This window comes from Streptomyces macrolidinus, from assembly GCF_023887685.1.
Lineage (GTDB): Bacteria > Actinomycetota > Actinomycetes > Streptomycetales > Streptomycetaceae > Streptomyces > Streptomyces macrolidinus.
In genome coordinates, this window is the sequence record NZ_JAMWMR010000017.1 from 41,952 (window position 1) to 64,314 (window position 22,363).

At 71.3% G+C, this 22,363-nt stretch carries 19 protein-coding genes; 16 read left to right on the top strand and 3 right to left on the bottom strand.

Features of this window, described 5'->3' with window-relative positions:
- Positions 1–138: 138 nt before the first annotated feature.
- The 4 genes from NGF19_RS19175 to NGF19_RS19190 all read left to right on the top strand — a co-directional run bounded on the left by NGF19_RS19175 (position 139) and on the right by NGF19_RS19190 (position 4,316).
- A complete protein-coding gene (locus NGF19_RS19175) occupies positions 139–1,053 on the top strand; it encodes a slipin family protein (RefSeq protein ID WP_252426215.1) in 915 nt (304 codons plus the stop codon).
- A gap of 160 nt (positions 1,054–1,213) precedes the next feature.
- Complete coding sequence (locus tag NGF19_RS19180) at positions 1,214–2,050, top strand: polysaccharide deacetylase family protein (protein ID WP_252426306.1); 837 nt, start codon at positions 1,214–1,216, stop codon at positions 2,048–2,050.
- 79 nt (positions 2,051–2,129) lie between these two features.
- Positions 2,130–2,849, top strand: coding sequence for a peptidyl-tRNA hydrolase (locus NGF19_RS19185; RefSeq protein WP_252426216.1), 720 nt, complete (start codon positions 2,130–2,132; stop codon positions 2,847–2,849).
- Between the two features lie 183 nt (positions 2,850–3,032).
- Positions 3,033–4,316, top strand: a complete 1,284-nt coding sequence (locus tag NGF19_RS19190) for an MbnB/TglH/ChrH family RiPP precursor modification enzyme (RefSeq protein WP_252426307.1) — start codon at positions 3,033–3,035, stop codon at positions 4,314–4,316.
- Positions 4,317–4,434: 118 nt separating this feature from the next.
- On the opposite strand, the gene hemQ is transcribed toward NGF19_RS19190, so the two are convergent.
- Both hemQ and hemG read right to left on the bottom strand, forming a co-directional pair.
- A complete protein-coding gene (gene hemQ, locus NGF19_RS19195) occupies positions 4,435–5,166 on the bottom strand; it encodes a hydrogen peroxide-dependent heme synthase (protein ID WP_252426217.1) in 732 nt (243 codons plus the stop codon).
- Positions 5,167–5,170: 4 nt separating this feature from the next.
- A complete protein-coding gene (gene hemG / locus NGF19_RS19200) occupies positions 5,171–6,628 on the bottom strand; it encodes a protoporphyrinogen oxidase (protein ID WP_252426218.1) in 1,458 nt (485 codons plus the stop codon).
- 217 nt (positions 6,629–6,845) lie between these two features.
- On the opposite strand from hemG, the gene NGF19_RS19205 reads away from it, so the two are divergent.
- The 7 genes from NGF19_RS19205 to NGF19_RS19235 all read left to right on the top strand — a co-directional run bounded on the left by NGF19_RS19205 (position 6,846) and on the right by NGF19_RS19235 (position 14,369).
- Complete coding sequence (locus NGF19_RS19205; protein ID WP_252426219.1) at positions 6,846–7,814, top strand: DUF4349 domain-containing protein; 969 nt, start codon at positions 6,846–6,848, stop codon at positions 7,812–7,814.
- 88 nt (positions 7,815–7,902) lie between these two features.
- A complete protein-coding gene (locus tag NGF19_RS19210) occupies positions 7,903–8,730 on the top strand; it encodes a rhomboid family intramembrane serine protease (protein WP_252426220.1) in 828 nt (275 codons plus the stop codon).
- A 467-nt stretch (positions 8,731–9,197) separates the two neighbouring features.
- Positions 9,198–9,893 carry a hypothetical protein gene (locus tag NGF19_RS19215; protein WP_252426221.1) on the top strand — a complete coding sequence of 232 codons (696 nt, stop codon included), beginning with the start codon at positions 9,198–9,200 and terminating at the stop codon, positions 9,891–9,893.
- A gap of 22 nt (positions 9,894–9,915) precedes the next feature.
- The gene (locus NGF19_RS19220) at positions 9,916–11,583 is read left to right on the top strand and encodes a GH3 family acyl-acid amido synthetase (RefSeq protein WP_252426222.1); all 1,668 of its coding nucleotides are present in this window, start codon (positions 9,916–9,918) and stop codon (positions 11,581–11,583) included.
- Complete coding sequence (locus NGF19_RS19225) at positions 11,580–12,437, top strand: class I SAM-dependent methyltransferase (RefSeq protein WP_252426223.1); 858 nt, start codon at positions 11,580–11,582, stop codon at positions 12,435–12,437. Before NGF19_RS19220 ends, NGF19_RS19225 begins: the two co-directional genes overlap by 4 nt.
- A gap of 1 nt (position 12,438) precedes the next feature.
- Positions 12,439–13,629 carry a hypothetical protein gene (locus NGF19_RS19230; RefSeq protein WP_252426224.1) on the top strand — a complete coding sequence of 397 codons (1,191 nt, stop codon included), beginning with the start codon at positions 12,439–12,441 and terminating at the stop codon, positions 13,627–13,629.
- Positions 13,626–14,369, top strand: coding sequence for a DUF6182 family protein (locus NGF19_RS19235; protein ID WP_252426225.1), 744 nt, complete (start codon positions 13,626–13,628; stop codon positions 14,367–14,369). The genes NGF19_RS19230 and NGF19_RS19235 overlap by 4 nt, the downstream gene beginning before the upstream one ends.
- Positions 14,370–14,404: 35 nt before the next feature.
- Here the strand turns inward: NGF19_RS19235 and hemE are convergent, their stop codons facing one another.
- Entirely contained in the window at positions 14,405–15,472 is a 1,068-nt protein-coding gene (hemE, locus tag NGF19_RS19240) for a uroporphyrinogen decarboxylase (protein ID WP_252426226.1), read from the bottom strand.
- Positions 15,473–15,592: 120 nt separating this feature from the next.
- Between hemE and NGF19_RS19245 the strand changes: the two genes are divergently transcribed.
- The 5 genes from NGF19_RS19245 (at position 15,593) to NGF19_RS19265 (ending at position 22,328) form a co-directional block, all read left to right on the top strand.
- Positions 15,593–16,261, top strand: coding sequence for a DUF3000 domain-containing protein (locus NGF19_RS19245; RefSeq protein WP_252426227.1), 669 nt, complete (start codon positions 15,593–15,595; stop codon positions 16,259–16,261).
- Between the two features lie 416 nt (positions 16,262–16,677).
- Positions 16,678–17,340 carry a response regulator transcription factor gene (locus NGF19_RS19250; protein WP_043444816.1) on the top strand — a complete coding sequence of 221 codons (663 nt, stop codon included), beginning with the start codon at positions 16,678–16,680 and terminating at the stop codon, positions 17,338–17,340.
- A 204-nt stretch (positions 17,341–17,544) separates the two neighbouring features.
- Positions 17,545–18,822 (top strand): ribonuclease D, encoded by a 1,278-nt coding sequence (locus tag NGF19_RS19255; protein ID WP_252426228.1) that lies wholly within the window; start codon positions 17,545–17,547, stop codon positions 18,820–18,822.
- Between the two features lie 162 nt (positions 18,823–18,984).
- Complete coding sequence (locus NGF19_RS19260; protein WP_252426229.1) at positions 18,985–20,202, top strand: thiolase family protein; 1,218 nt, start codon at positions 18,985–18,987, stop codon at positions 20,200–20,202.
- Positions 20,199–22,328, top strand: a complete 2,130-nt coding sequence (locus NGF19_RS19265; RefSeq protein ID WP_252426230.1) for a 3-hydroxyacyl-CoA dehydrogenase NAD-binding domain-containing protein — start codon at positions 20,199–20,201, stop codon at positions 22,326–22,328. Before NGF19_RS19260 ends, NGF19_RS19265 begins: the two co-directional genes overlap by 4 nt.
- The last annotated feature ends 35 nt before the right edge of the window (positions 22,329–22,363 follow it).

Below are 22,363 nucleotides of genomic sequence, written 5' to 3' on the forward strand. Positions count from 1 at the left end.
CGCGCATCCACGGCTTCACCAGTCCATCACCGGCCCATCGCCGACCCCTCACCGGCCCGGACTGCCCTCGCCTCGCACCATCGGCCGGAATTATCGTGAGAGAAGCAGATATATCCGACCTCTCGACGAGGAGGTCTCATGCTCCCGGAGCTGGTGGGTGCGCTGGTCGCGGCCGGTGCGAGCGGGCTCGTGTATCTGACCGCCGCGGCACGGGTCGTCAAGCAGTACGAGCGCGGGGTGGTCTTCCGCCTCGGACGGCTCGTGGACACGCCCCGGCCGCCGGGCTTCACCATGGTGATCCCCGTGATCGACCGACTGCACAAGGTCAACATGCAGATCGTGACGCTGCCGATCCCCGCGCAGGAGGGCATCACCCGGGACAACGTGACCGTGCGTGTGGACGCCGTCGTCTACTTCAAGGTGATCGACGCGGCGAACGCGCTGGTCAAGGTCGAGGACTACCGGTTCGCCGTCTCGCAGATGGCGCAGACCTCGCTGCGTTCGATCATCGGCAAGAGCGATCTGGACGATCTGCTGTCGAACCGGGAGAAGCTCAACCAGGGCCTGGAGCTGATGATCGACAGCCCGGCCGTGGGCTGGGGTGTGCAGATCGACCGGGTCGAGATCAAGGACGTGTCGCTGCCGGACACCATGAAGCGGTCCATGGCCCGCCAGGCCGAGGCGGACCGCGAGCGCCGCGCGCGCGTCATCAACGCGGACGCGGAACTCCAGGCGTCGAAGAAGCTGGCGGAGGCCGCCGGAGTCATGGCCGACCAGCCGGCCGCGCTCCAACTGCGGCTGCTCCAGACCGTGGTGGCGGTCGCGGCCGAGAAGAACTCCACCCTCGTCCTGCCCTTCCCGGTGGAACTCCTCCGCTTCCTGGAACGAGCGGCCCAACAACAGGAACCCCATCCACCACCGCCCAAGACCGCGACCCAAGAACCCCTGCCCGGCCTGCCGAACGAACCAGAGCCCCCACCGGACCTGCCGGGCAGCACCGACCCCACAACCCCACTGGACCCCACGACGACGTTCCTCACCCACGAGCCCTGACGAGCCTGCCGAGCCCTGACGAGCCCTGCCGAGCCCTGACGAGCCCTGACGAGCCTGCCGACCCTGATCGGGCAGCCGGGCGGGTGACTTCGCGGGCCGGGGCGCCCGGCGCGGGCGGCAGGTGGGCATTCCCTCTCATTCCCGCCATTACGTTCGTATGGTGATCTCTCTTGTACGACGTATCGCCCCCCTCTGTGCCCTCGTCGCGGCGCTCGCCGCCTGTGGGGCCTCCGACGCCCCTCGGCCCGTGCAACTGGAGACGATCCCCTCGGGGCCGGCGTCGACGCCTCCCCCGTTCGTTCCGGGACCGGGCGGGCTGACGCCCGTCTTCAAGCGCGCGACCACCCACGAGAAGATCGTCGCCCTCACCTTCGACGCCGACATGACCGCGGACGACGAGTCGCGCGCGGCGGCCGGGGAACACTTCGACAACCCCGGGCTGATCGACGCGCTGCGTGCGTCGAAGGTGCCCGCGACCGTGTTCATGACGGGCCGGTGGGCCGACGCGTACCCCGCGCAGGCCCGGTCGATCGGGCGCGACCCGCTCTTCGAGGTGGCCAACCACTCCTACAGCCACTACGCCTTCATTCGCGGCTGCTTCGGAATGCCGGCGCTGCCCGAGGACCGGATGCGCGCGGACGTGGAGCACGCCGACACCGCGATCCGCAGAGCTGGCGTGCCCCGTCCGATGCCGTACTTCCGCTTCCCCGGTGGCTGCTACGACAACGAGGCCCTGCGGGTGATCGGCTCGCTCGGTCTCACCGCCGTCCAGTGGGACGTGCCCAGCGGCGACGCGTTCGCGGTGGACGCGCAGACGGTCGTACGGCAGGTACTGGACGGGGTGCGGCCCGGTTCCGTGGTCGTCATGCACTGCACGCGCGCCGGGGCGCCGCTGACCGAACAGGTGGTCCGGACGGTCGTGCCCCGACTCCGCGCGCGGGGCTACCGGTTCGCCAAGGTCTCCCAGTTGATCGCGGCGTCGGCCGGACGGGCGTGAGGCACCGCGTCCCGATACGGACGACGGTCGCCGCTCTCCCCCACGTCGCGCCGCACCCCCGCCTGGCAGACTGGACGACGTGACCAGCGACCAGACCTCCGCCCCGCAGGGAGCCTCCCCTTCCGAGCCCACCGACGCCGACGAGGCACGGCAGTTCGTCCTGCCACTCGTCGTCCGCATCGAACGCGCCGCCCCTCCGGCACGCACCGACGCCCTGGAGACCGCCGCGCGCGCCGTCCTCGTGATCCTGAGCGACGAGCGCTCGCTGGGCGAGGGCGAGTGGGCCGAGGCGATGCGGGACTGGCAGGACGCGCGCATCCGCAAGGTGGTGCGCCGGGCGCGCGGCGCGGAATGGCGGCGGGCCGAGGCGCTGCCGGGCATCACGGTCACGGGCAAGTCGGCGGAGGTCCGGGTCTATCCGCCCGTCCCGCTGGACGGCTGGCCCAAGGATCTGGCCCGGCTCCAGGTGTCGGGCACGGACCTCGACGACCCGGAGCCGCCCCTGGACGCGGACCGGGTGACCCCCGTGCTGTGGCTCAACCCCGGCCTGGAGATGTCGGCGGGCAAGGCGATGGCCCAGGCCGGTCATGGCGCCCAACTCGCCTGGTGGGCCCTGCCCGACGAGGAGCGCGCGTCCTGGCGCGACGCGGGCTTCCCCCTCGCCGTCCGCACCGCCGACCCGCGGTACTGGAGCGAACTGACCGGGTCCGGCCTGCCGTTGGTGAGGGACGCGGGCTACACCGAGATCGCGCCCGGGAGTTGCACCGTGGTGGCGGACCATCCGGCCCTGCGGGACTGACTCGCAGGGCCGACGTCCGGAACCTCAAGTATTGCTCTGAACGTCCCCGCAGGAGGGTTCGGTCCCGTACTCCGGGGCCATGACGTGGTCACACAGGGGGCGGTCCGTCGAAGGAGGGGGACGAGGGTGCGACTGGGAACGGGCATCGGATGGCGGCCGGAGATCGCCGACGCGGTGGAGCGCATGCCGGGCATCGACTGGGTCGAGACCGTGGCCGAGAACGTCTGCCCGGGGCATCTCCCCGAGTCGCTGCTCCGGCTGCGCGAGCGCGGCGTGACCGTCGTCCCGCACGGCGTCTCCCTCGGCCTCGGCGGCGCGGAACGGCCCGACGAGAAGCGGCTGACCGCCCTCGCCGAGCGCGCGCAGGTGCTCGGTTCACCGCTGGTCACCGAGCACATCGCGTTCGTACGGGCGGGCGGGGCGCTGACCGCCTCGCCGCGCCTGGAGGCCGGTCATCTGCTCCCGGTCCCGCGCACCCGCGACGCGCTGGACGTCCTGTGCGAGAACGTCCGCATCGCGCAGGACGCGCTGCCCGTCCCGCTCGCCGTGGAGAACATCGCAGCGCTGTTCGCCTGGCCGGACGAGGAGTTGACGGAGGGTCAGTTCCTGTACGAGCTGGCCGACCGCACCGGCGTACGGCTGCTGATCGATGTCGCCAACCTCCACACCAACCACGTCAACCGGGGCGAGGACCCGGCGAGGGCACTGGACGAACTGCCCGTCGAGGCCCTCGCGTACGTCCATGTCGCGGGCGGCTTCGAACGCGACGGCGTCTGGCACGACAGCCACGCCCACCCGGTGACACGGCCCGTCCTCGACGTCCTGGCCGACCTCGCGTCCCGGACATCCCCGCCCGGCGTGCTCCTGGAACGCGACGACAACTTCCCCGAACCGGCCGAGCTGGAGCGGGAGTTGGCGGTCATCCGGGAGACGGTGGAGAAGGCGGTGAGGGTGGAGACGGCGGAGCGGGTGGAGACGGCGACGGTGAAGGCCCGTGACCCGCTCTCGCGCGAAGCGGTGGAACGAAAGGCCGCCGTCGACACCGCCCCGGCCCGTCAGCAACTCGCGCTCGCGCAGGCCGCGTTGCTCTCCACGCTCGTCGCCGGTACCCCCGCGCCGGAGGGGTTCGACCGGGTGCGGCTCGGTGTGCAGGCGCGTGCGCTCGCCGCCAAGCGGGCGAGTGTCGTGGCGAAGGTCGCGCCCGAACTGCCCGTGATCCTCGGGGAGTCGTACCGGCCCGCCTTCCTCGCCTACGCCGAGGGCCACCCCATGACCGGCGGCTATCGCCGCGACGCCCTCGACTTCGCCGAACAGGTGCTCCTCAGCGGGCAGTCGGCGGACACCGCCACCCGGCGGCGGCTGCGCGCCTGGTGGCTGGAGCGTTCGGGCCCGACCCCGCCGTCCCGCCACCCCGCGGCCCGACTGGCCCGCGCCACCCGCCGGGTCCTGTTCCGGCAGCCGGTGTGAGCGCGGCAAGGCGGGCCTGGAAACACCGACGACCCCGCGCACGGCGGGGTCGTCGAGGAGCCGGTGCCGGTGAACCGGTAGCCGGTAGCCGGTAGCCGGTAGCCGGTAGCCGGTAGCGTCAGGCGAGCCCGGCGACGAAGTCCGCGACCGACTTGCGGCGGCCGGTGAAGAACGGCACTTCCTCACGGACGTGCATCCGGGCCTCGGAACCGCGCAGATGACGCATGAGGTCCACGATGCGGTGCAGGTCGTTGGCCTCGAAGGCCAGCATCCACTCGTAGTCGCCGAGGGCGAACGAGGCGACCGTGTTGGCGCGCACGTCCGGGAAGCCGCGGGCCATCTTGCCGTGGTCCGCGAGCATACGGCGACGGTCCTCGTCGGGCAGCAGGTACCAGTCGTACGAGCGCACGAACGGGTAGACGCAGATGTAGTCGCGCGGCGTCTCGTCGGCGAGGAACGCCGGGATGTGCGAGCGGTTGAACTCGGCGGGGCGGTGCAGCGCCATGTTCGACCAGACCGGCTCCATGGCCCGGCCCAGCTTCGTACGGCGGAAGAGGTTGTACGCCTCCTGGAGCTGGTCGCTGTTCTCCGCGTGCCACCAGATCATCAGGTCGGCGTCGGCGCGCAGGCCCGACAGGTCGTACGTGCCGCGGATGGTCACGTCCTTGGCGGTGAGCTGGTCGAACAGCTCCTGGACCTCGTCGGCGTACCCCGTGCGGTCCTCGGGCAGCACGTCCTTCAGCTTGAAGACCGACCACAGGGTGTAGCGGATGACCTCGTTGAGGTCCTTGGCCAGCTTGCCCTTGTTCGGGATCCTGCCGGTCTCGGTGGTGGTGGCGTCGTCACTCATGTTCCTATTCTCCCGCTCCGCCGTGAAGGCTCTGCACCGGGTGTGCGGTGAGCTGCTGCACACCGCACAGGTCACCGCCGAGCTGGTCCACGGCCGCGTACGCGCTCGCGACACAGGCCGGGATGCCGACGCCGTCGTAGGCCGCACCACACACGGCCAGGCCCGGAAGTTCCGCGACCCGCGCGCGGATGCGCGCCACGCGCGCGTGGTGGCCGACGGGGTACTGGGGCAGCCCGTCGGTCCAGCGGGTCACGCGGGTCTGAACCGGGGCGGCGTCCAGGCCGGTCGCCTCGCGCAGGTCGCGCCGGGAGACGTCCACGAGGTCGTCGTCCTCGCGCCGCAGGATCTCGGTCTCGCCGTAGCGGCCGACGGACGTCCGCAGCACGACCAGGTCCGGGTCCTGCTCGGCGAGCCAGCCCCACTTCTGCGAGGCGAACGTCGACGCCTTGATCGTGTGCCCGTCGACCGGCGGCACCAGGAAGCCGCTGCCCTCGGGCAGGGCGATGTCCGCACGGCGGTAGGCGAGCGTGACGAGGGCCATGGAGGCGTACTCGATGGCGCGCAGCTCGTCGGCGGCGCCGGGGGACGTGGGGCGCAGCAGCTCGGCGGCTGCCCGGGCGGGCGCGGCGACGACCACCGCGTCCGCGTCCAGCACGCGGTTCCCGATCAGGACCTGCCATCCCTCGGGGGTGCGGTTCAGCGCGTCCGCCCGGGTCCCCGTGAGGATCTCGCCGCCCCGCGCCCGTACGGACTCCGCGACGGCGAGCGGGAGCCGGCCCACACCGCCCGCGATGCCCATGAACACCGGGCCCGTCTGCGGCGCCGCGGCGGCCCTGGCCTGGATCGCGCGGACCGCTTCCGTGAGCGAGTCGTGCTCCTTGGCGGCCTCGAAGAGCTGCGGGACGGCCGAGCGCATCGAGATGCGGTACGCGTCGCCCGCGTACACCCCGCCGAGCAGCGGCTCCACCAGGCGGTCCACGACCTCGCAGCCGAGGCGCGCCGCCACGTACTCGCCCACCGCCACGTCGTCGCCGACCTCCGTGCGCGGCAGTTCGGCGTCGCGCTCGATCCGGCGCAGGCCGTCGTCGGACAGCACGCCGGAGAGCGCGGACGCGGCGCCGGGCACGCCCATGACGTGCCCCTTGGGCATCGGCCGCAGGGCGCCGCGTGTCCAGATCGAGGCGGTCGCGGTGGCCGGGGGCTGCAGGTCGTCCGTGAGGCCGACCTCGCGGGCGAGCGCCACCGCTTCGGGCCGCCGCGCCAGCATCGACTCGGCCCCGAGGTCCACCCGTACGCCCGCGATCTCGCCGGGCAGCAGCTTCCCGCCGATCCGGTCCGAGGCCTCCAGAACCGTCACCCGGGCGCCTCGGTCCAGCAGCCGGTGGGCCGCGGCCAGTCCCGCGATCCCGCCTCCGACGACAACGACATGCCCCGCGTCCGCGCGGGCCCGATCTGCGCTCATGACCCCAAGCCTCTCAGACCCCGTGACGGCGCTCGCATGGGCCGGGTGGACCCTGCCGCGTCCCGATCATGACCCCGTCCCGCATGGGCCGGGTGTCCCCGCCGAGTCCCAACCGTGACCGCATCGGGACCGGATTCGGCCAAACGTTCCGGCCGGGTCGTGCGTCGAATGTTCGACAGGAACATCCGTCACCAACGACCCTCGGGGGGACACCCGCATGCACGCTCCACGATCCCGTGTACGGCCGGTCCGGTTACTGTCCGCGACCCTGCTCGCCGCCACGCTCGCGCTCGCGGGCTGCAGCGGCACCGCCACCGATTCCGGCGGCAAGAGTTCCGCCGACCGCGCCGGTGCCAAGGCCGCCGCGCCCGGCGCCGAGCAGCAGGGGGCCACCGACAACGCCAAGGGCGGCGGCGCCGGGCGGGCTACCGCCGCACCCCGCCTCGCCGCGCAGGACATCATCCGTACGGCGTCGCTGACCGTGCAGGTCAAGGACGTACCAAAGGCGATCGACACGGCACGGACGGCCGCCGAGAACGCGGGTGGCTATGTCGGCAAGGAGAACACCGACCGCGACTCCGGGGGCCGTGAGCACACCCGGATCGTCCTGCGGGTGCCCACCGAGAAGTACGACGCGGTGCTCGCCGACCTCCAGGGCACGGGCAAGCTCCTCGATCGCACCGCCCAGGCCGAGGACGTCACCGAGCAGGTCGTCGACGTGGACAGCCGCATCAAGTCGCAGCGCGCCAGCGTGGCACGCGTGCGCGACCTGATGGACAAGGCGACCAAGCTGAGCGATGTGGTCTCCCTGGAAGGGGAACTGAGTTCGCGCGAGGCCGATCTGGAGGCGCTGCTGGCCCAGCAGGCGTCCCTGAAGAACCGCACCGGCTTCGCCACCATCACCCTCTCGCTGTCCGAGACGCCGGTGCACGAGGCGGCGAAGGACGACGAGCGGACGGGCTTCGGGGACGCGCTGGCGGGTGGCTGGCATGTCCTGGCCACGATGCTGCGCTGGATCGGCCTCGCGCTCGCCGCGGCCCTGCCCTTCCTGGTACCGGTCGGGCTGCTGGTGCTGGTGTGGATACGGCTGGTACGCCCCCGCCGGGCGGCGCGCAGGCTCCCGGCACCGCCCGCACCGCCCCAGTACCCCGGCCACGGCCCAGAAGGACCGGCCACCCCCCACTGAGACCACCGAGGAACGCGCCGCTGAAGTCCACCCTTCCTGATCGCCGGATTCACCGATTCGCCCGGTCCATCCCGGGCAGTACTTCCTTGTGGTCATCCCCGTCCGAGATGTGAACCCGCTGCGGCGTACGCCCTACGTGACGTACGCGCTGATCCTGATCAACGTCGTGGTCTTCCTGCGCACCCCGGGCCTCGCGGGCTCGGTGGCGGGACAGGGCAACCTCGCGCAGCTCTGTCATCTCCAGGCGTTCCTGGACCAGTACGCGGCGGTCCCGCGCGAGCTGATCCACGGCCAGATGCCCCACCTGGTCCCCACGGGCGAGGTTGGCGTCGGCCCGCACGGCGCGGGTTGTGTGGTCGCGCCACCGGACTACGACAAGTCGCCGCCGGTCTCCGTCCTCACCGCGATGTTCCTGCACGGAAGCTGGCTGCATCTGCTGGGCAACATGCTGTTCCTGCTGATCTTCGGCAACAACATCGAGGACCGCATGGGCCACATCCGGTACCTGGTGTTCTACGTGGCCTGCGGATACGCGGCGGCGTACGGCTTCGCGCTCCTCAACGCCGACTCCCGCGACCCGCTGATCGGCGCCTCGGGGGCCATCGCGGGCGTGCTCGGCGCGTATCTGGTGCTCTATCCCCGGGTCAAGGTCTGGATCCTGGTGCCGTTCCTGCTGTTCCTGCCGCTGCGGCTGTCCGCGTGGATCGTGCTCGGCTTCTGGTTCGTGCTCCAGGCGATCTACTCGTCCGGAAGCGCCGTCTCCTCGGCCGGGACCGTGGCGTATGTGGCCCACGTGGTCGGCTTCATCGTGGGCATGCTGATCGCCTGGCCACTGCGCCGGAACACCCCATCGCCACCACAGCCCGCCCAACCACCCGGCCCACTGTGGGGCAGTCAGGCGCGAGGGTCCTGGTAGGGGCGGGGCCCTGGCAGGGCGAAGAAGAAACGCCGTTGAAGGCGATGCAAAGCCGCCCCCGCGAAGAGCCTTCGGCCTCGGTCTACGGAAAGCGGCAGGCCCCCTGATGCCCCATAACCAGAGGCACATTCAGCGTGCAACGATCCCTTTCGGCCCATCGGGCGGGGGACTATCGGGTCTTGATCCACAATGCGAGGTGCAATATGGTCTGCCCGGTTGGTCAAGCCATGGGCTCCGCACAGGGGGATGAACTGCGCGAGCCGATGGAACCGCACATCGAAATTGGGGGAAAGCGTGTCGACTTCGGCAGGTTCCGGTTTACGGTCCACCGTCCCTGACTCATTGAGTAATTCCACGCGGAGAAGGCACCGCCCTCCGGTCCACCGACCGGTGCCCGCTTCCGGATACCCCGTGCGGCGCGGATTTCACGGCGCCGGGACACACTGTCCGGGCGCGGAGGCCCGCTGATGACGGGGGATGCCACGACCCTCATGGGCACCCGCGACCCCGCATCCGGTGCGCTGCGCACCACACCCCCGTTCGTCGTGCTTCTCGGCACCGACTACGCCGGCAAGTCGTCCGCGCTGACAGAACTCGCCGACCACGCGCCGTCCTGGCACATCGTCTCCCTCGACGACGATTTCCTGGAGTCCGGCCACTCCCTGATCGGACGACTGCGCCGCAACCTGGTCGCCGATGTCCTGCCGGATCTGCACCACGGCTACTCCCTCGACTTCATGGTCAGCCTGCTGCAGACGGCGACGGTCCATCTGCGCGACAGCATCGAGCGCAGTCCGGGCGGAGCACCGGTTCTGGTCGACTCGTACTACTACAAGATCCTCGCCAAGTGCCGGCTCGCCGGAGTCGACAGACATCCGGTGTTCGACTGGTGGCGCACCTTTCCCCAGCCGCACCGCGTGGTCTTCCTCGAGGTGTCGACGACCACCGCCTGGCAGCGCTGCGGCGAAGGAGCCTGGACCAACTCCCTGGAGTACTACGGCGAACAGCCCGACCAGGCATCGTTCGAGAAGTTCCAGTCCGACCTGCGCGCGGCCATGTGGGAAGAGGTCCAGCACCTTCCGGTCACCGTCGTCGAGGAGCAGGAACACGTCTCGCGGACCGTACAGATACTAGGAGAGGTGATGGACCGTGAAATCGGCTGAGTTATGGACGGACCCGTCCAGGATGCGCGACTACCGGAAGCGGGTCCTCGAAGAACGCGCGAACCTCGAAGCCGCGCTCGCGGACGCGGACGACCACCAATGCCGGGTCCTGTCCGAACTGCTGGAACACAACGCCGACACCGAGTACGGCCGCGCCCACTCCTTCGGTGCGATCCGCTCCCTGGACGACTTCCGCAAAGCGGTGCCGATCAACGACTACGCGGCGCTGGCCCCCTGGATCGAGCGGATGGCGGCGGGCGAGAGCAACCTGCTGAGCGCGGACGACCCGGCGGTGTACTTCACCAGCAGCGGCACCACCGGCTCCCACAAGAAGATCCCGGTCACCCCGGGCTTCATGCGCCGGACCTTCTTCCCCTTCTACTACGCGGCCTGGGCCCCGCTCATCGAGCACTTCCCCGACGTGCTCGACCGGCCGGACGCCGTCCTGAACCTGAAGCACGACCCGCGCCCCACGCCCCCGACCACCGCCTCGGGCCGGCCCCATGTCGGCGCGAGCCAGGTCGACCTCGGCACCAGGTTCGGCGAGCCGCTGTCCGCCGAGCCCGGCACGTTCGCATCGTGGGGCACTCTCCCGGTGCCCGTCGAGGAGAACGACCACCTGGAGAAGGCCTACCTGCGGCTGCGCCTCGCGGTGGAGAGCGATGTCCGCTGCGTCATCGGGATCAACCCGGCGATGGTCGCCGCCCTGCCCTACCAGCTCACCCTCTGGTGGCCCCGGCTGGTCAAGGAGATCCGCGACGGCACGCTCGGCGGGGTACCGTACGGCACTCCCGACCCGGAGCGGGCGGCCACGCTGGAGCGGCTGGCCGACCACTTCGGGACGGTGCGCCCGGCCCATGTCTGGCCTCGTATGCGGGCGCTGTTCTTCTGGACGACAGGCATGGCGTCGCTCTATCTGGAGCGGCTGCGTGAGGAGTTCGGTCCCGGTGTGACCGCGCTGCCCGCGCCCGTGGCCGCGTCCGAGGGACCCGTCGGTGTCGCCCTCGACCGGCACGGCTCCGCCGGTTCCCTGGTGGTGACCGCTTCGGCCTACGAGTTCCTGGACGCCGAGTCCGACATCAGGCCCGACTCCTTGACCCTCACCATGAACGAGCTGGAGCCGGGCCGCGACTACCACGTGATCTTCAGCCACATCGGCGGCCTGTACCGCTACGCGGTCGGTGACGTGGTCCGGGTCGTCGACCGGGTCCGCGGCGTCCCACGGGTGGAGTACGCGGGCCGGAGCACCCGGTCGGACGCCGTCGGCGAGCGGCTGCGCGACGCCCAGGTCATCCGCGCGCTCGCCGAGGCCGCCCGGGCGACCGGTCTCGACGTCCGCAACGCCGCCTGCCGGGTGGCGGACCGGCCCGAGGGCGCGGTCGCGCACTACGAGTTCGCTGTCGCGGCCCGCGACAGGTGGAGCGAACAGGAGACGAATCGTTTCGCCTCCGAGCTGGACACGGCCATCGGCCGGGAGTCCGCCGCGTATCGGACGGCGCGTTCGACCGGCCGCCTCGGCCTCGTGACCGTGCGGCGTCTGGACGGCGACGCCTTCCTGCGGGACTGGCACGCCCGCGTCGCCACCGGCATCCGGCCGACCCAGGTCAAGGACCGGCTGTTCCGGCAGGACCACGAACTCTGGGAGCGGCTGACCGGCACCGATCCGGTCGGCGAAGGGGGCACGGCATGACCGAGAAGCTGGACGCCGTCGAGCGGACCGCGCTCCTGACGGCGGCGCTGCGCGCGGCGGAGACCGCGCGGGAGGACCGGCTCTACGACGACCCGTATGCGGCCCGGCTGGCCGGGGAGGGAGGCCCGGATCTGCTCCGCGCGGTCCGCGCGGCCACCTTCCCCAAGGACGCGGACCGCACCGTGCCGAGCACCCCGGACTACAACGCCATCCGCACGCGGTTCTTCGACGACTTCCTCCAGGAGGCGGCCGAGGACCCGGCGATGAACCAGATCGTGCTGGCGCCCGCCGGGTTGGACTCGCGCGCCTACCGGCTCGACTGGCCCTCCCGCATCCGCTACTTCGAGGTCGACCGGCCCGCGATCCTGGCCTACAAGGAGGAGCTGCTGCGGGACGTACGACCGCGGGTCGACCATCGCTCGATCGCCCTCGACCTCACCTCGCCCGACTGGGAGAGCGAGCTGACAGCCGCGGGCTACGACCCGGAACGACCGTCCACCTGGCTGCTGGAGGGGCTGCTCTACTACCTCCCGGACGACGACACGCGCCGCGTCCTCGACCGCGTGGCGGCGATCATGAAGCCGGGCAGCCGGATCGCCGCCGACGTCGTCAACGCGGCCTCGCTGACCCTGCCGGACATGCGTGACCTGCTCGACGTGTTCGCCGACTGGGGCTGCCCGTGGGTGTCCGGCACGGACGAGCCGGAAGCGCTGTTCGCCGCGCACGGCTTCACCGTGGAGGCCACGCAGCCGGGCGAACCGGCGGCCGACTACGGGCGCTGGCCCGACCCGGTACCGGACCGTTCCGTGACCGCCGTACGCCGGGTGTTCTTCGTCCACGGTCGACGGAGCTGAGATGACGAGCGCGACAGGGACCGGCGGGAGCACCGCCGGTCCGGCCCCCGCACGCGACCAGGCGCGGCTGCCCCGCGGTGCGGCGCGACGCCGGGTGCTGCTGGCACCGATCACCGTGACCCCGTCCAAGCCCCTGACCCCGAGCCATCTCAAAGGGCTGCTGTGGACCGACGTGATGTACCGGGCCACCGCGCGACTGGCCGAGGTGACCTATCGGTACAGCCCCACCACCTACCACCCCACCGAGCAGACCCTCGGGTTCTGGGAGTACCTCGACCGCACCGCCGGGGAGACCGACTACTCCGGTCTCACGGAGGAGGCCATCGGCGAGCTGTACGTCGGCTACCGGGCCGCGGGGCAGCGGGCCGGCCTCGCCGCCCTGCGGCCGTACGCGGAGGCGGTCGAGCTGCACGGCTGGGTTCACCCGGCGAGCGCCCGCGTCCTGGAACTGTGGACGGCGCACTACGCACGCCTCGGCATGCACGACCCCGGACTGCTCGCGCATCAGCCGCCCGGACTGCGGCTGGAGGAGGCGATCGACCGCCTCGGCGCCGTCGGTATGTGTCTCGACCAACGCGCCTACGGCGGACCGGTCTTCCTCGACGCCACCCGGTACGGGCTGCCGTTGCGCCAGATCGTCGATGCCCGGGGCCGACCCAACTACCTGGCCTGCGCGCTACGGGAACTCATACCGCTGGCACCGCGGTTCGACGAGACGGTGCTGCTGTACGACCGCGAGCTGGAACCCGACTACCTGCTGCTGGAGCGCACACTGTCCGAGTTCGGAGCAACCATCCGCAGGGTCACTCTCGGCCGGGTCCCCATCGACGGGCAGATCCGCTCCGCGCGCCATGGTGACTGGCACGACCACACCACCGGCGCGCTGCTGAGCAGGGCCGCGGCCGAGTACGACGAGCCGGTGCTCCGACTGGGCATGCGGCTGTACTTCATCGCCGGGCTGGGCCAGGGCCAGCAGCAGTCCTTCCGCCACGAGGCGCTGCGCCAGAGTCTGGCGCGTGCCGCCCGGCTGCTGTCCGGCACGAGGACCACCGACCCGGCGCCGCTGCCGGAGGTACTCTCCCGCCACCGCGGTGACCACCTCTACGTCAATCCGTACCGGCTGACGTCCGGTCTGCTGGCCAGACACCGGCCGGCACCGAGTGACGACCTGCTGTCGGCGGTCTACCTGTGACCACTTCCCAGGAACTGCTCCGTGCGGAGGTGGCTCGGCGCATCGCCACCGCCCGGCCCGAACTGGCCGCGCGCTTCGACCTGCTGACCGCCGACGGGCTGCTCGCCGCACAGCGGGAGATCACTCGGGCCGCGCAGGATGCCAAGGTGCAGGCGGTCTGCGTGCTGCGCGACTTCGACCTGCCGACCTGGGTGCGCGCCACGTGCGCGTTCGCCGCGCGCGTCGACGCGTCCGCGGCCGTCGGCTGGCGCCGCGACTTCACCCGGACCGTCTTCCTCGCCGGAAACCCGGACAACCTCAGGGACCGGTTCGTCTTCGGCCATGTGGCCGACGACGGGTCAGCCGCCTGGCAGGGACCGGCACCCGCCGAGGAGAGCACCACCCTGCGCCGACTGCTGAAGCTCTTCGACGGGTCGGCCGAACTGCCGACCCGTCTGTCCACCGTGGTACGGGTCCTGGCCGACCGGGACCCGCGAGGCCGCGCTCCCGTCCGGCGGGAGCTGCATGTGGCCACCGCCGGGGTGACCATCGCCGACTGTCTGGTCCACCTCAACCACCTGCTCGTCGAAGCCGTACTGGACGAAGTCGTCGGCCCCGGGGACGAGTTGGTCGTCCGCCAGGCACCGTGGCTGCCGGCCTCGGCCGGCCTCTTCGCGGCCCGGCGGATCGACGGCACGCCCGATCACCCGGACCGCCTCCGCGCCTACGCCGCCCTCACCGGGGAGATCCACGATGCCTGACCCGCCCACCGCCCGGTGGGCCGGTGGCGGGGTGGTCAGCGGGCCGTCTGCGTGTGGACGTACTCCGTGAGACGGGTGAGGGCGTCCGGGTCGGTGTGGGGCATGACGCCGTGGCCGAGGTTGAAGACATGGCCCTCGAGTCCGGCGGCGGCGTCGAGCACCTCGCGGGTCTTGGCCTCGACGGCCTCCCGCGGGGCGAAGAGGACCGCCGGGTCGAGGTTGCCCTGGAGGGCCTTGCCGGGGCCGACCCGGCGGGCGGCCTCGTCCAGCGGCACCCGCCAGTCGACGCCGACGACGTCCGCGCCCGCCTCGCCCATCAGACCGAGCAGCTCGCCCGTGCCGACGCCGAAGTGGATGCGCGGGACGCCGTACTCCTCGACGGCGTCGAAGACCTTGGCCGAGGCGGGCATGACCGAGCGGCGGTAGTCGGCCGGGGCGAGCGCGCCGGCCCAGGAGTCGAAGAGCTGCACCGCGGAGGCGCCCGCGTCGAGCTGGACCTTGAGGAAGGCGGCCGTGATGTCCGCGAGCCGGTCGAGCACGTCGGCCCACAGCTCCGGGTCGCCGTACATCATCGCCTTGGTGTGCTCGTAGCTGCGCGACGGGCCGCCCTCGATGAGGTACGCGGCCAGGGTGAAGGGGGCGCCCGCGAAGCCGATCAGCGGGGTGGCACCCAGCTCGGCGGTGAGCAGCCCGACGGCCTCCGTGACGAACGGGACGTCCTCGGGGGTCAGATCGCGCAGCCGGGCCAGGTCGGCGCGGGAGCGGATCGGCTGCTCGATGACCGGGCCGACGCCGGGCTTGATGTCGAGGTCGATACCGATGGCCTTGAGCGGGACGACGATGTCGCTGAAGTAGATCGCCGCGTCCACACCGTGGCGACGGACCGGCTGGAGGGTGATCTCCGCGACGAGCTCGGGCCGCGTGCAGGACTCGAGCATGGGGACGCCCTCGCGCACCTTGTGGTACTCGGGCAGCGAGCGCCCGGCCTGGCGCATGAACCACACCGGTGTGTGCGGCACAGGCTCGCGCCTGCACGCCTTCAGGAAGGCGGAGTCGTACGTCGCTGTCGGCTGGCCCGTCGCGGGGCGGAGGTTCGCACTCACGCCGAAAGTCTCCCATGAGGCACAGGCGGGGAACATCGGGGGCAAGACCCCGGCCGTTCCCGGCCAAACCGCCGCAGGCAATCCCTGCGAAGCCGCTTTCTTCCGCTTAATCTTCCCCGCATGGCTGCGGCTCAGGGACGACTGACGGACGACGCTGGCGGAATGGACGAAGCGCAGGAGGGGGAGGCGCATACGACGGAGACGACTCCGGTGCCCTTCCGTGCCGCGGTCGACGCGCTGCGGGCCACACGCCTGCGACCGGAGGTCGAGATCGAGGCCGTCCGTCCGCCGCAACGGCTCGCCCCGTACGCGTACGCGCTGGAGGCCGCGGTCGTCCAGGACGGCGAGGACCTGGCCGACGGCCGCCTCGTCCTGCTGCACGACCCGGCCGGGCACGCCGCCTGGCAGGGTTCCTTCCGCCTGGTGACGCTGGTGCGCGCGGAGCTGGAGGCGGAGATGGCCGCCGACCCGCTGCTGCCCGATGTCTGCTGGTCCTGGCTGACCGGCGCGCTCCAGGCCCGCGGGCTGTCGTACGGCGAGGCGAGCGGGACCGTCACGCGCGCGAGCTCCCACTACTTCGGCGGGCTCTCCGCGCGCCCGGCCGCCTCCCAGATCGAGATCCGCGCCTCCTGGACGCCGCACGAGGGCCTCGGCGGCGCCCCGGACACGGCCGCGCACCTGGCGTCCTGGTCCGATCTGCTGTCCCAGGTGGCGGGCCTGCCCCCGGCGGCTCCGGGCGACACCTCGGTGGTGACACTGCCGCAGCGCAGGGGCCCACGCCCCCGCTGACCCTCTCCGCTCCCCCGGCTCCGACACGCCGTGCCGCTACGTCGCCACGGCGCGCCCTCGCGTGCGCCGACACACGCCACGTGCCCGACACCAGTCGCTGCCGTCGCTCCCGTCGCTTCTTCCGTCGCTGCCGTCGCTGCCGTCGCTGCCGTCGACCGACCGGACGATCTTGACGATCCTTGTCATCACTTTGTCGATACGACCACTTTCGACCTCATATCGACAAAGGAACGCTCCCGATCGATCTTCGTCTGATCGCTCGCTCGTCCGAATTGCACGGATTGTTACTCACCAAATCGTGATCATTCCCTAAAGGAGCACGTGTGTGATGCCGAAGACGACTGTGACCTTGAAAGCACGGTTCGTCCCGGCTTCACCCCCAGAGCCGGCCCCGTCCCGCACCCCCAGGAGGCCTGGTGTCCGTTCTCCTCGAGCAGCCCGCAAGCCTGGTCGCCTACCGCCCGAACAAGCCGACCGCCATGGTGGTCGTGGCCGACCCTCGGGTCCGTTCCACCGTCACCCGCCACCTCTGGGCGCTCGGAGTGCGCGACGTCATCGAGGCGTCGTCCATCGCGGAGGCCCGTCCCCGTATCGGCAACCCGCGCGACATCTGTGTCGCCGACGTCCATCTTCCCGACGGCTCCGGCCTCACTCTCCTGTCGGAGACCCGTGCGGCGGGCTGGCCCAACGGGCTCGCCCTGTCCGCCGCCGATGACATCGGCGCCGTGCGCAACGCCCTCGCGGGCGGTGTGAAGGGCTATGTCGTCACCGGCACCCGCACGAACATCGGGCTCCCCACCCGGCCCGGCGCCGCCCCCATCGGTGCCGCCGCCGCCCGTCTGCACCGCCGCCCCCCGGGTGCCCCGAGCCACCCGGGCGGCTACCGCGAACTGTCCGGCCGTGAGGTCGAGGTGCTGCGCCTGGTCGCCGAAGGCCAGTCGAACAAGGCGATCGGCGTCTCCATGGGTCTGTCCGCGCTGACCGTCAAGAGCCACCTCGCCCGGATCGCCCGCAAGCTCGGCACGGGCGACCGCGCCGGGATGGTGGCCGTCGCCCTGCGCACCGGCATCATCCACTGACCTGACCCCGACACCGCGCTCAGATCTCCCTTTCCCTCTGATCCCTACACCGGCCCTCTGATCCCCCGATACCCGCTGATAGCCCCCGATACCCTCCGATCCGGCCTCGACCCGTGGTCGCGTGACTGGTTCACGACCTTCCCGTGCCCGCCGACGGAACGTTCCGTCGGCGGGCGCGGCGCATCCACGGATACCCTTGTACATGTGACCGACGCCCAAGAGACCGCAGCAGACAGCCCACTGCGTACCACCGGAGGCGCCCCTCCGGACGACGTCGAAGCGGCGCCGCTCCCCTTGCTCGCTCCACGGGAGGGCATCCCGCCCGTGGTCGTCGACGACGCCTCGCTCGCCGAGGTGATCGCCGCCTTCGCCGCCGGCACCGGCCCCGTCGCCGTCGACGCCGAACGCGCCTCCGGCTACCGCTACGGTCAGCGCGCCTATCTGGTGCAGTTGCGCCGCCAGGGTGCCGGTACGGCCCTGATCGACCCCGCGGCCTGCCCCGATCTGTCGGGCCTCGGCCAGGCGATCGGCGGAACGGAGTGGGTGCTGCACGCCGCCACCCAGGATCTGCCGTGCCTGCGCGAGATAGGCATGCTGCCGACGCGCCTGTTCGACACCGAGCTGGCCGCGCGCCTGGCCGGGTACCCGCGTGTGGGGCTCGGGGCCATGGTGGAGAACGTCCTCGGGTTCGTCCTGGAGAAGGGGCACTCCGCGGTCGACTGGTCCACCCGCCCCCTGCCCGAGCCCTGGCTGCGCTATGCCGCCCTGGACGTGGAGCTGCTCGTCGATCTGCGCGACGCGCTGGAGAAGGAGCTGGACCGGCAGGGCAAGCTGGAGTGGGCCCTGGAGGAGTTCGCCGCGATCGCCTCCGCGCCGCCGCCGCAGCCCCGCAAGGACCCCTGGCGCCGTACGTCCGGGATGCACAAGGTGCGCCGCCGTCGGCAGATGGCGGTCGTCCGGGAGCTGTGGCAGACCCGGGACCGGATCGCGCAGCGCCGTGACGTCTCCCCCGGCAAGGTGCTCGGGGACGCGGCGATCATCGAGGCCGCCCTCGCGATCCCGCCGAACGTCCACGCCCTGTCCGCCCTCAGCGGCTTCGGGAACCGCATGGGCCGCCGTCAGCTCGAGCAGTGGCAGGCCGCCGTGGACCGCGCGAGGGCGCTGCCCGAGGCCGAGCTGCCGCAGCCGGGGCAGCAGGTCGCCGGGCCCCCGCCGCCGCGCGCGTGGGCCGACAAGAACCCCCTCGCCGCCGCGCGACTGACCGCGGCGCGCTCCGCGGTGTCGGCGCTCGCCGAGCGGCTGAACCTGCCGCAGGAGAACCTGATCACTCCGGACACGGTGCGCCGGGTGTGCTGGCAGCCGCCGGCACAGACCGACGAGACGACGGTCGCGTCCGCACTGCTGGGGTACGGGGCCCGCTCGTGGCAGATCGAGCTGGTGACACCGGCTCTTGTCGCCGCGATGACGATCAAGCGGGTCTAGGCGTACCTGACGACGGGGGTCGCGGAGTGCGCCGATGGTGTGTGACCTTCGCCGCTTGGGCCCGCGGGACTGGGCAGCATGGTTACCCATGAGTAGCATGGGCCTGAGCGCGCGCTCAGCGTGTCGCAGCAGTGCCATCCCGCACCCTGGAGGAGAGCCATCGTGCCTCGTACCGTCAGGGACGTCGTCTTCGTCGACGGCGTCCGCACCCCGTTCGGCAAGGCGGGCCCGAAGGGCATCTACCACGAGACCCGCGCCGACGACCTCGTCGTGAAGGCGATCCGGGAGCTGCTGCGCCGCAACCCGGGTCTGGACCCGAAGAAGATCGACGAGGTCGCCATCGCCGCGACCACGCAGATCGGCGACCAGGGCCTGACCCTCGGCCGTACCGCAGGCATCCTCGCGGGCCTGCCCACCTCGGTGCCCGGCTACTCGATCGACCGCATGTGCGCGGGCGCGCTGACGGCCGTGACGACCACCGCCGGCTCCATCGCGTTCGGCGCGTACGACGCCGTCATCGCCGGTGGTGTGGAGCACATGGGCCGCCACCCGATGGGCGAGGGCGTCGACCCCAACCCGCGGTTCGTGAGCGAGAAGCTGGTCGACGAGTCGGCCCTGTTCATGGGCATGACGGCGGAGAACCTGCACGACCGCTACCCGCACATCACCAAGCAGCGCGCCGACGAGTACGCGGTGCGCTCGCAGGAGAAGGCCGCCAAGGCGTACGCCAACGGCAAGATCCAGCAGGACCTGGTGCCGATCTCCGTGCGCCGCACCACCCCCGAGACCGGTGAGACCGGCTGGGGCCTGGTCACGGCCGACGAGCCGATGCGTCCGGGCACCACCCTGGAGAACCTGGCGGGCCTCAAGACGCCGTTCCGCGTCCACGGCCGGGTCACCGCGGGCAACGCGGCCGGTCTGAACGACGGCGCCACCGCGTCGATCATCGCGTCCGAGGACTTCGCCCGCGAGAACGGCCTGCCGGTCAAGATGCGCCTCGTCTCGTACGCCTTCGCGGGCGTCGAGCCGGAGGTCATGGGCTACGGTCCGATCCCGGCGACCGAGAAGGCCCTCGCCAAGGCGGGCCTGTCCATCTCGGACATCGGCCTGTTCGAGATCAACGAGGCCTTCGCCGTCCAGGTCCTGGCCTTCCTCGACCACTACGGCATCGCGGACGACGACGCGCGCGTCAACCAGTACGGTGGCGCCATCGCCTTCGGCCACCCGCTCGCCTCCTCCGGCGTCCGTCTGATGACGCAGCTGGCCCGCCAGTTCGAGGAGCAGCCCGAGGTCCGCTACGGCCTGACCACCATGTGCGTCGGCTTCGGCATGGGCGCGACCGTCATCTGGGAGAACCCGCACTTCGAGGGGGACAAGTGAGCACCACCGCTGAGCTGTTGAAGGGTGCGGCCGAGCTGTTCCCGGACGAGGTCGTCACGCAGGCGCACGTACGCCACTTCGAACTCCCCTTCCAGGCGGGCCGTTTCGCCCTGATCACCCTGGACAACGGCCTCGACCACACCAAGCCGACCACCTTCGGCCCGGCCTCGCTCGCGAACCTCAACACCGCGATCGACCAGGTCGAGCGGGAGGCCGCGGCCGGTGAGATCGTCGGTGTCGGTATCACCGGCAAGCCGTTCATCTTCGCCGTCGGCGCCGACCTCAAGGGCGTCGAGCTGCTGAAGAAGCACGAGGACGCGCTGGCCATCGGCAAGGGCGGCCACGAGGTCTTCAAGCGGCTGTCGAAGCTGGCCGTCCCCACCTTCGCGTACTACAACGGCGCGGCGATGGGCGGCGGCGTCGAGGTCGGTCTGCACTGCACGTACCGGACCGTCTCGAAGGCGCTGCCGGCGTTCTCGCTCCCCGAGGTCTTCCTGGGCCTGGTCCCGGGCTGGGGCGGCTGCACCCTGCTGCCGAACCTGATCGGCGCCGACAAGGCCGTCTCGGTCATCATCGAGAACAGCCTGAACCAGAACAAGCAGCTCAAGGGCGTGCAGGTCCACGAACTCGGCATCGCCGACGCGATCTTCGAGGGCGCCGACTTCCTGGAGCAGTCACTGCTCTGGACGGCCTCCGTCCTCAAGGGCGAGACCGTGGTCGACCGCCCGGTGATCGACCGGGGCGAGGCCTGGGACCAGGCCGTCGCGCGCGGCCGGTTCATCGCCGACTCCAAGGTGCACGGCGCGGCCCCGGCCGCCTACCGCGCCCTGGACATCATCGCCGCGGCGAAGAACGGCGATCTGCAGCAGGGCTACGACGCCGAGGACCAGGCCCTCGCGGACCTGATCATGGGCGGCGAACTGCGCGCCGGTATCTACTCGTTCAACCTCGTCCAGAAGCGCGGCAAGCGCCCGGCGGGTGCCCCGGACAAGAGCCTGGCGCGCCCGGTGACGAAGGTGGGCGTGGTCGGCGCCGGTCTGATGGCCTCGCAGCTCGCGCTGCTCTTCCTGCGCCGCCTCGAGGTGCCGGTCGTCCTCACGGACATCGACCAGGAGCGCGTCGACAAGGGTGTGGGCTACGTCCACGCCGAGATCGACAAGCTGCTGGGCAAGGGCCGCATCAACCAGGACAAGGCCAACCGCCTCAAGGCGCTGGTGTCCGGTGTGCTGGACAAGGCCGAGGGCTTCTCGGACGCCGACTTCGTCATCGAAGCGGTCTTCGAGGAGATGAGTGTCAAGCAGCAGGTCTTCGCGGAGGTCGAGGCGGTCGCCCCGGCGCACGCGATCCTGGCGACCAACACCTCCTCCCTCTCGGTGTCCGAGATGGCCTCGAAGCTGAAGCACCCCGAGCGGGTCGTCGGCTTCCACTTCTTCAACCCGGTCGCGATCCTGCCGCTGCTCGAGATCGTCCGCGGTGAGAAGACCGACGACGCCTCGCTGGCCACGGCGTTCGGTGTCGCCAAGAAGCTGAAGAAGACGGCGGTTCTGGTGAAGGACGCCCCGGCGTTCGTCGTCAACCGCATCCTCACCCGCTTCATGGGCGAGATCCAGAACGTCATCGACGAGGGCACCCCGGTCGCCGTCGCGGAGAAGGCGGTCGAGCCGCTGGGTCTGCCGATGTCGCCGCTGGTGCTGCTGGAGCTGGTCGGTCCGGCGATCGGTCTGCATGTGTCGGAGACGCTCAACAAGGCGTTCCCGGACCGCTTCACGGTCTCCCCGAACCTCAAGGCGGTCGTGGAGGCGGGCAAGCGCGGCTTCTACGTCTACGACAGCGGCAAGCCGGAGCTGGACCCGGAGGTCGCCGCGCTGCTGAAGCAGGGCGACACCGTCCTGACCGAGGAGCAGGTCCGCGACCGGGTCCTGGACGCGGTCGCCCAGGAGATCGGTCTGATGCTCGACGAGGGTGTCGTCGCCGAGGCCCAGGACATCGACCTCTGCCTGATCACGGGCGCCGGCTGGCCCTTCCACCTGGGCGGCATCACGCCGTACCTGGACCGCGAGGGTGTCGCGGAGCGGGTGAACGGCAAGAAGTTCCTGGCGCCGGGGGTGGCGTCGGTTCCCGCGTAACCGTCCTGCGTTCCGCTTGCTGAAGAGGGCCTCCG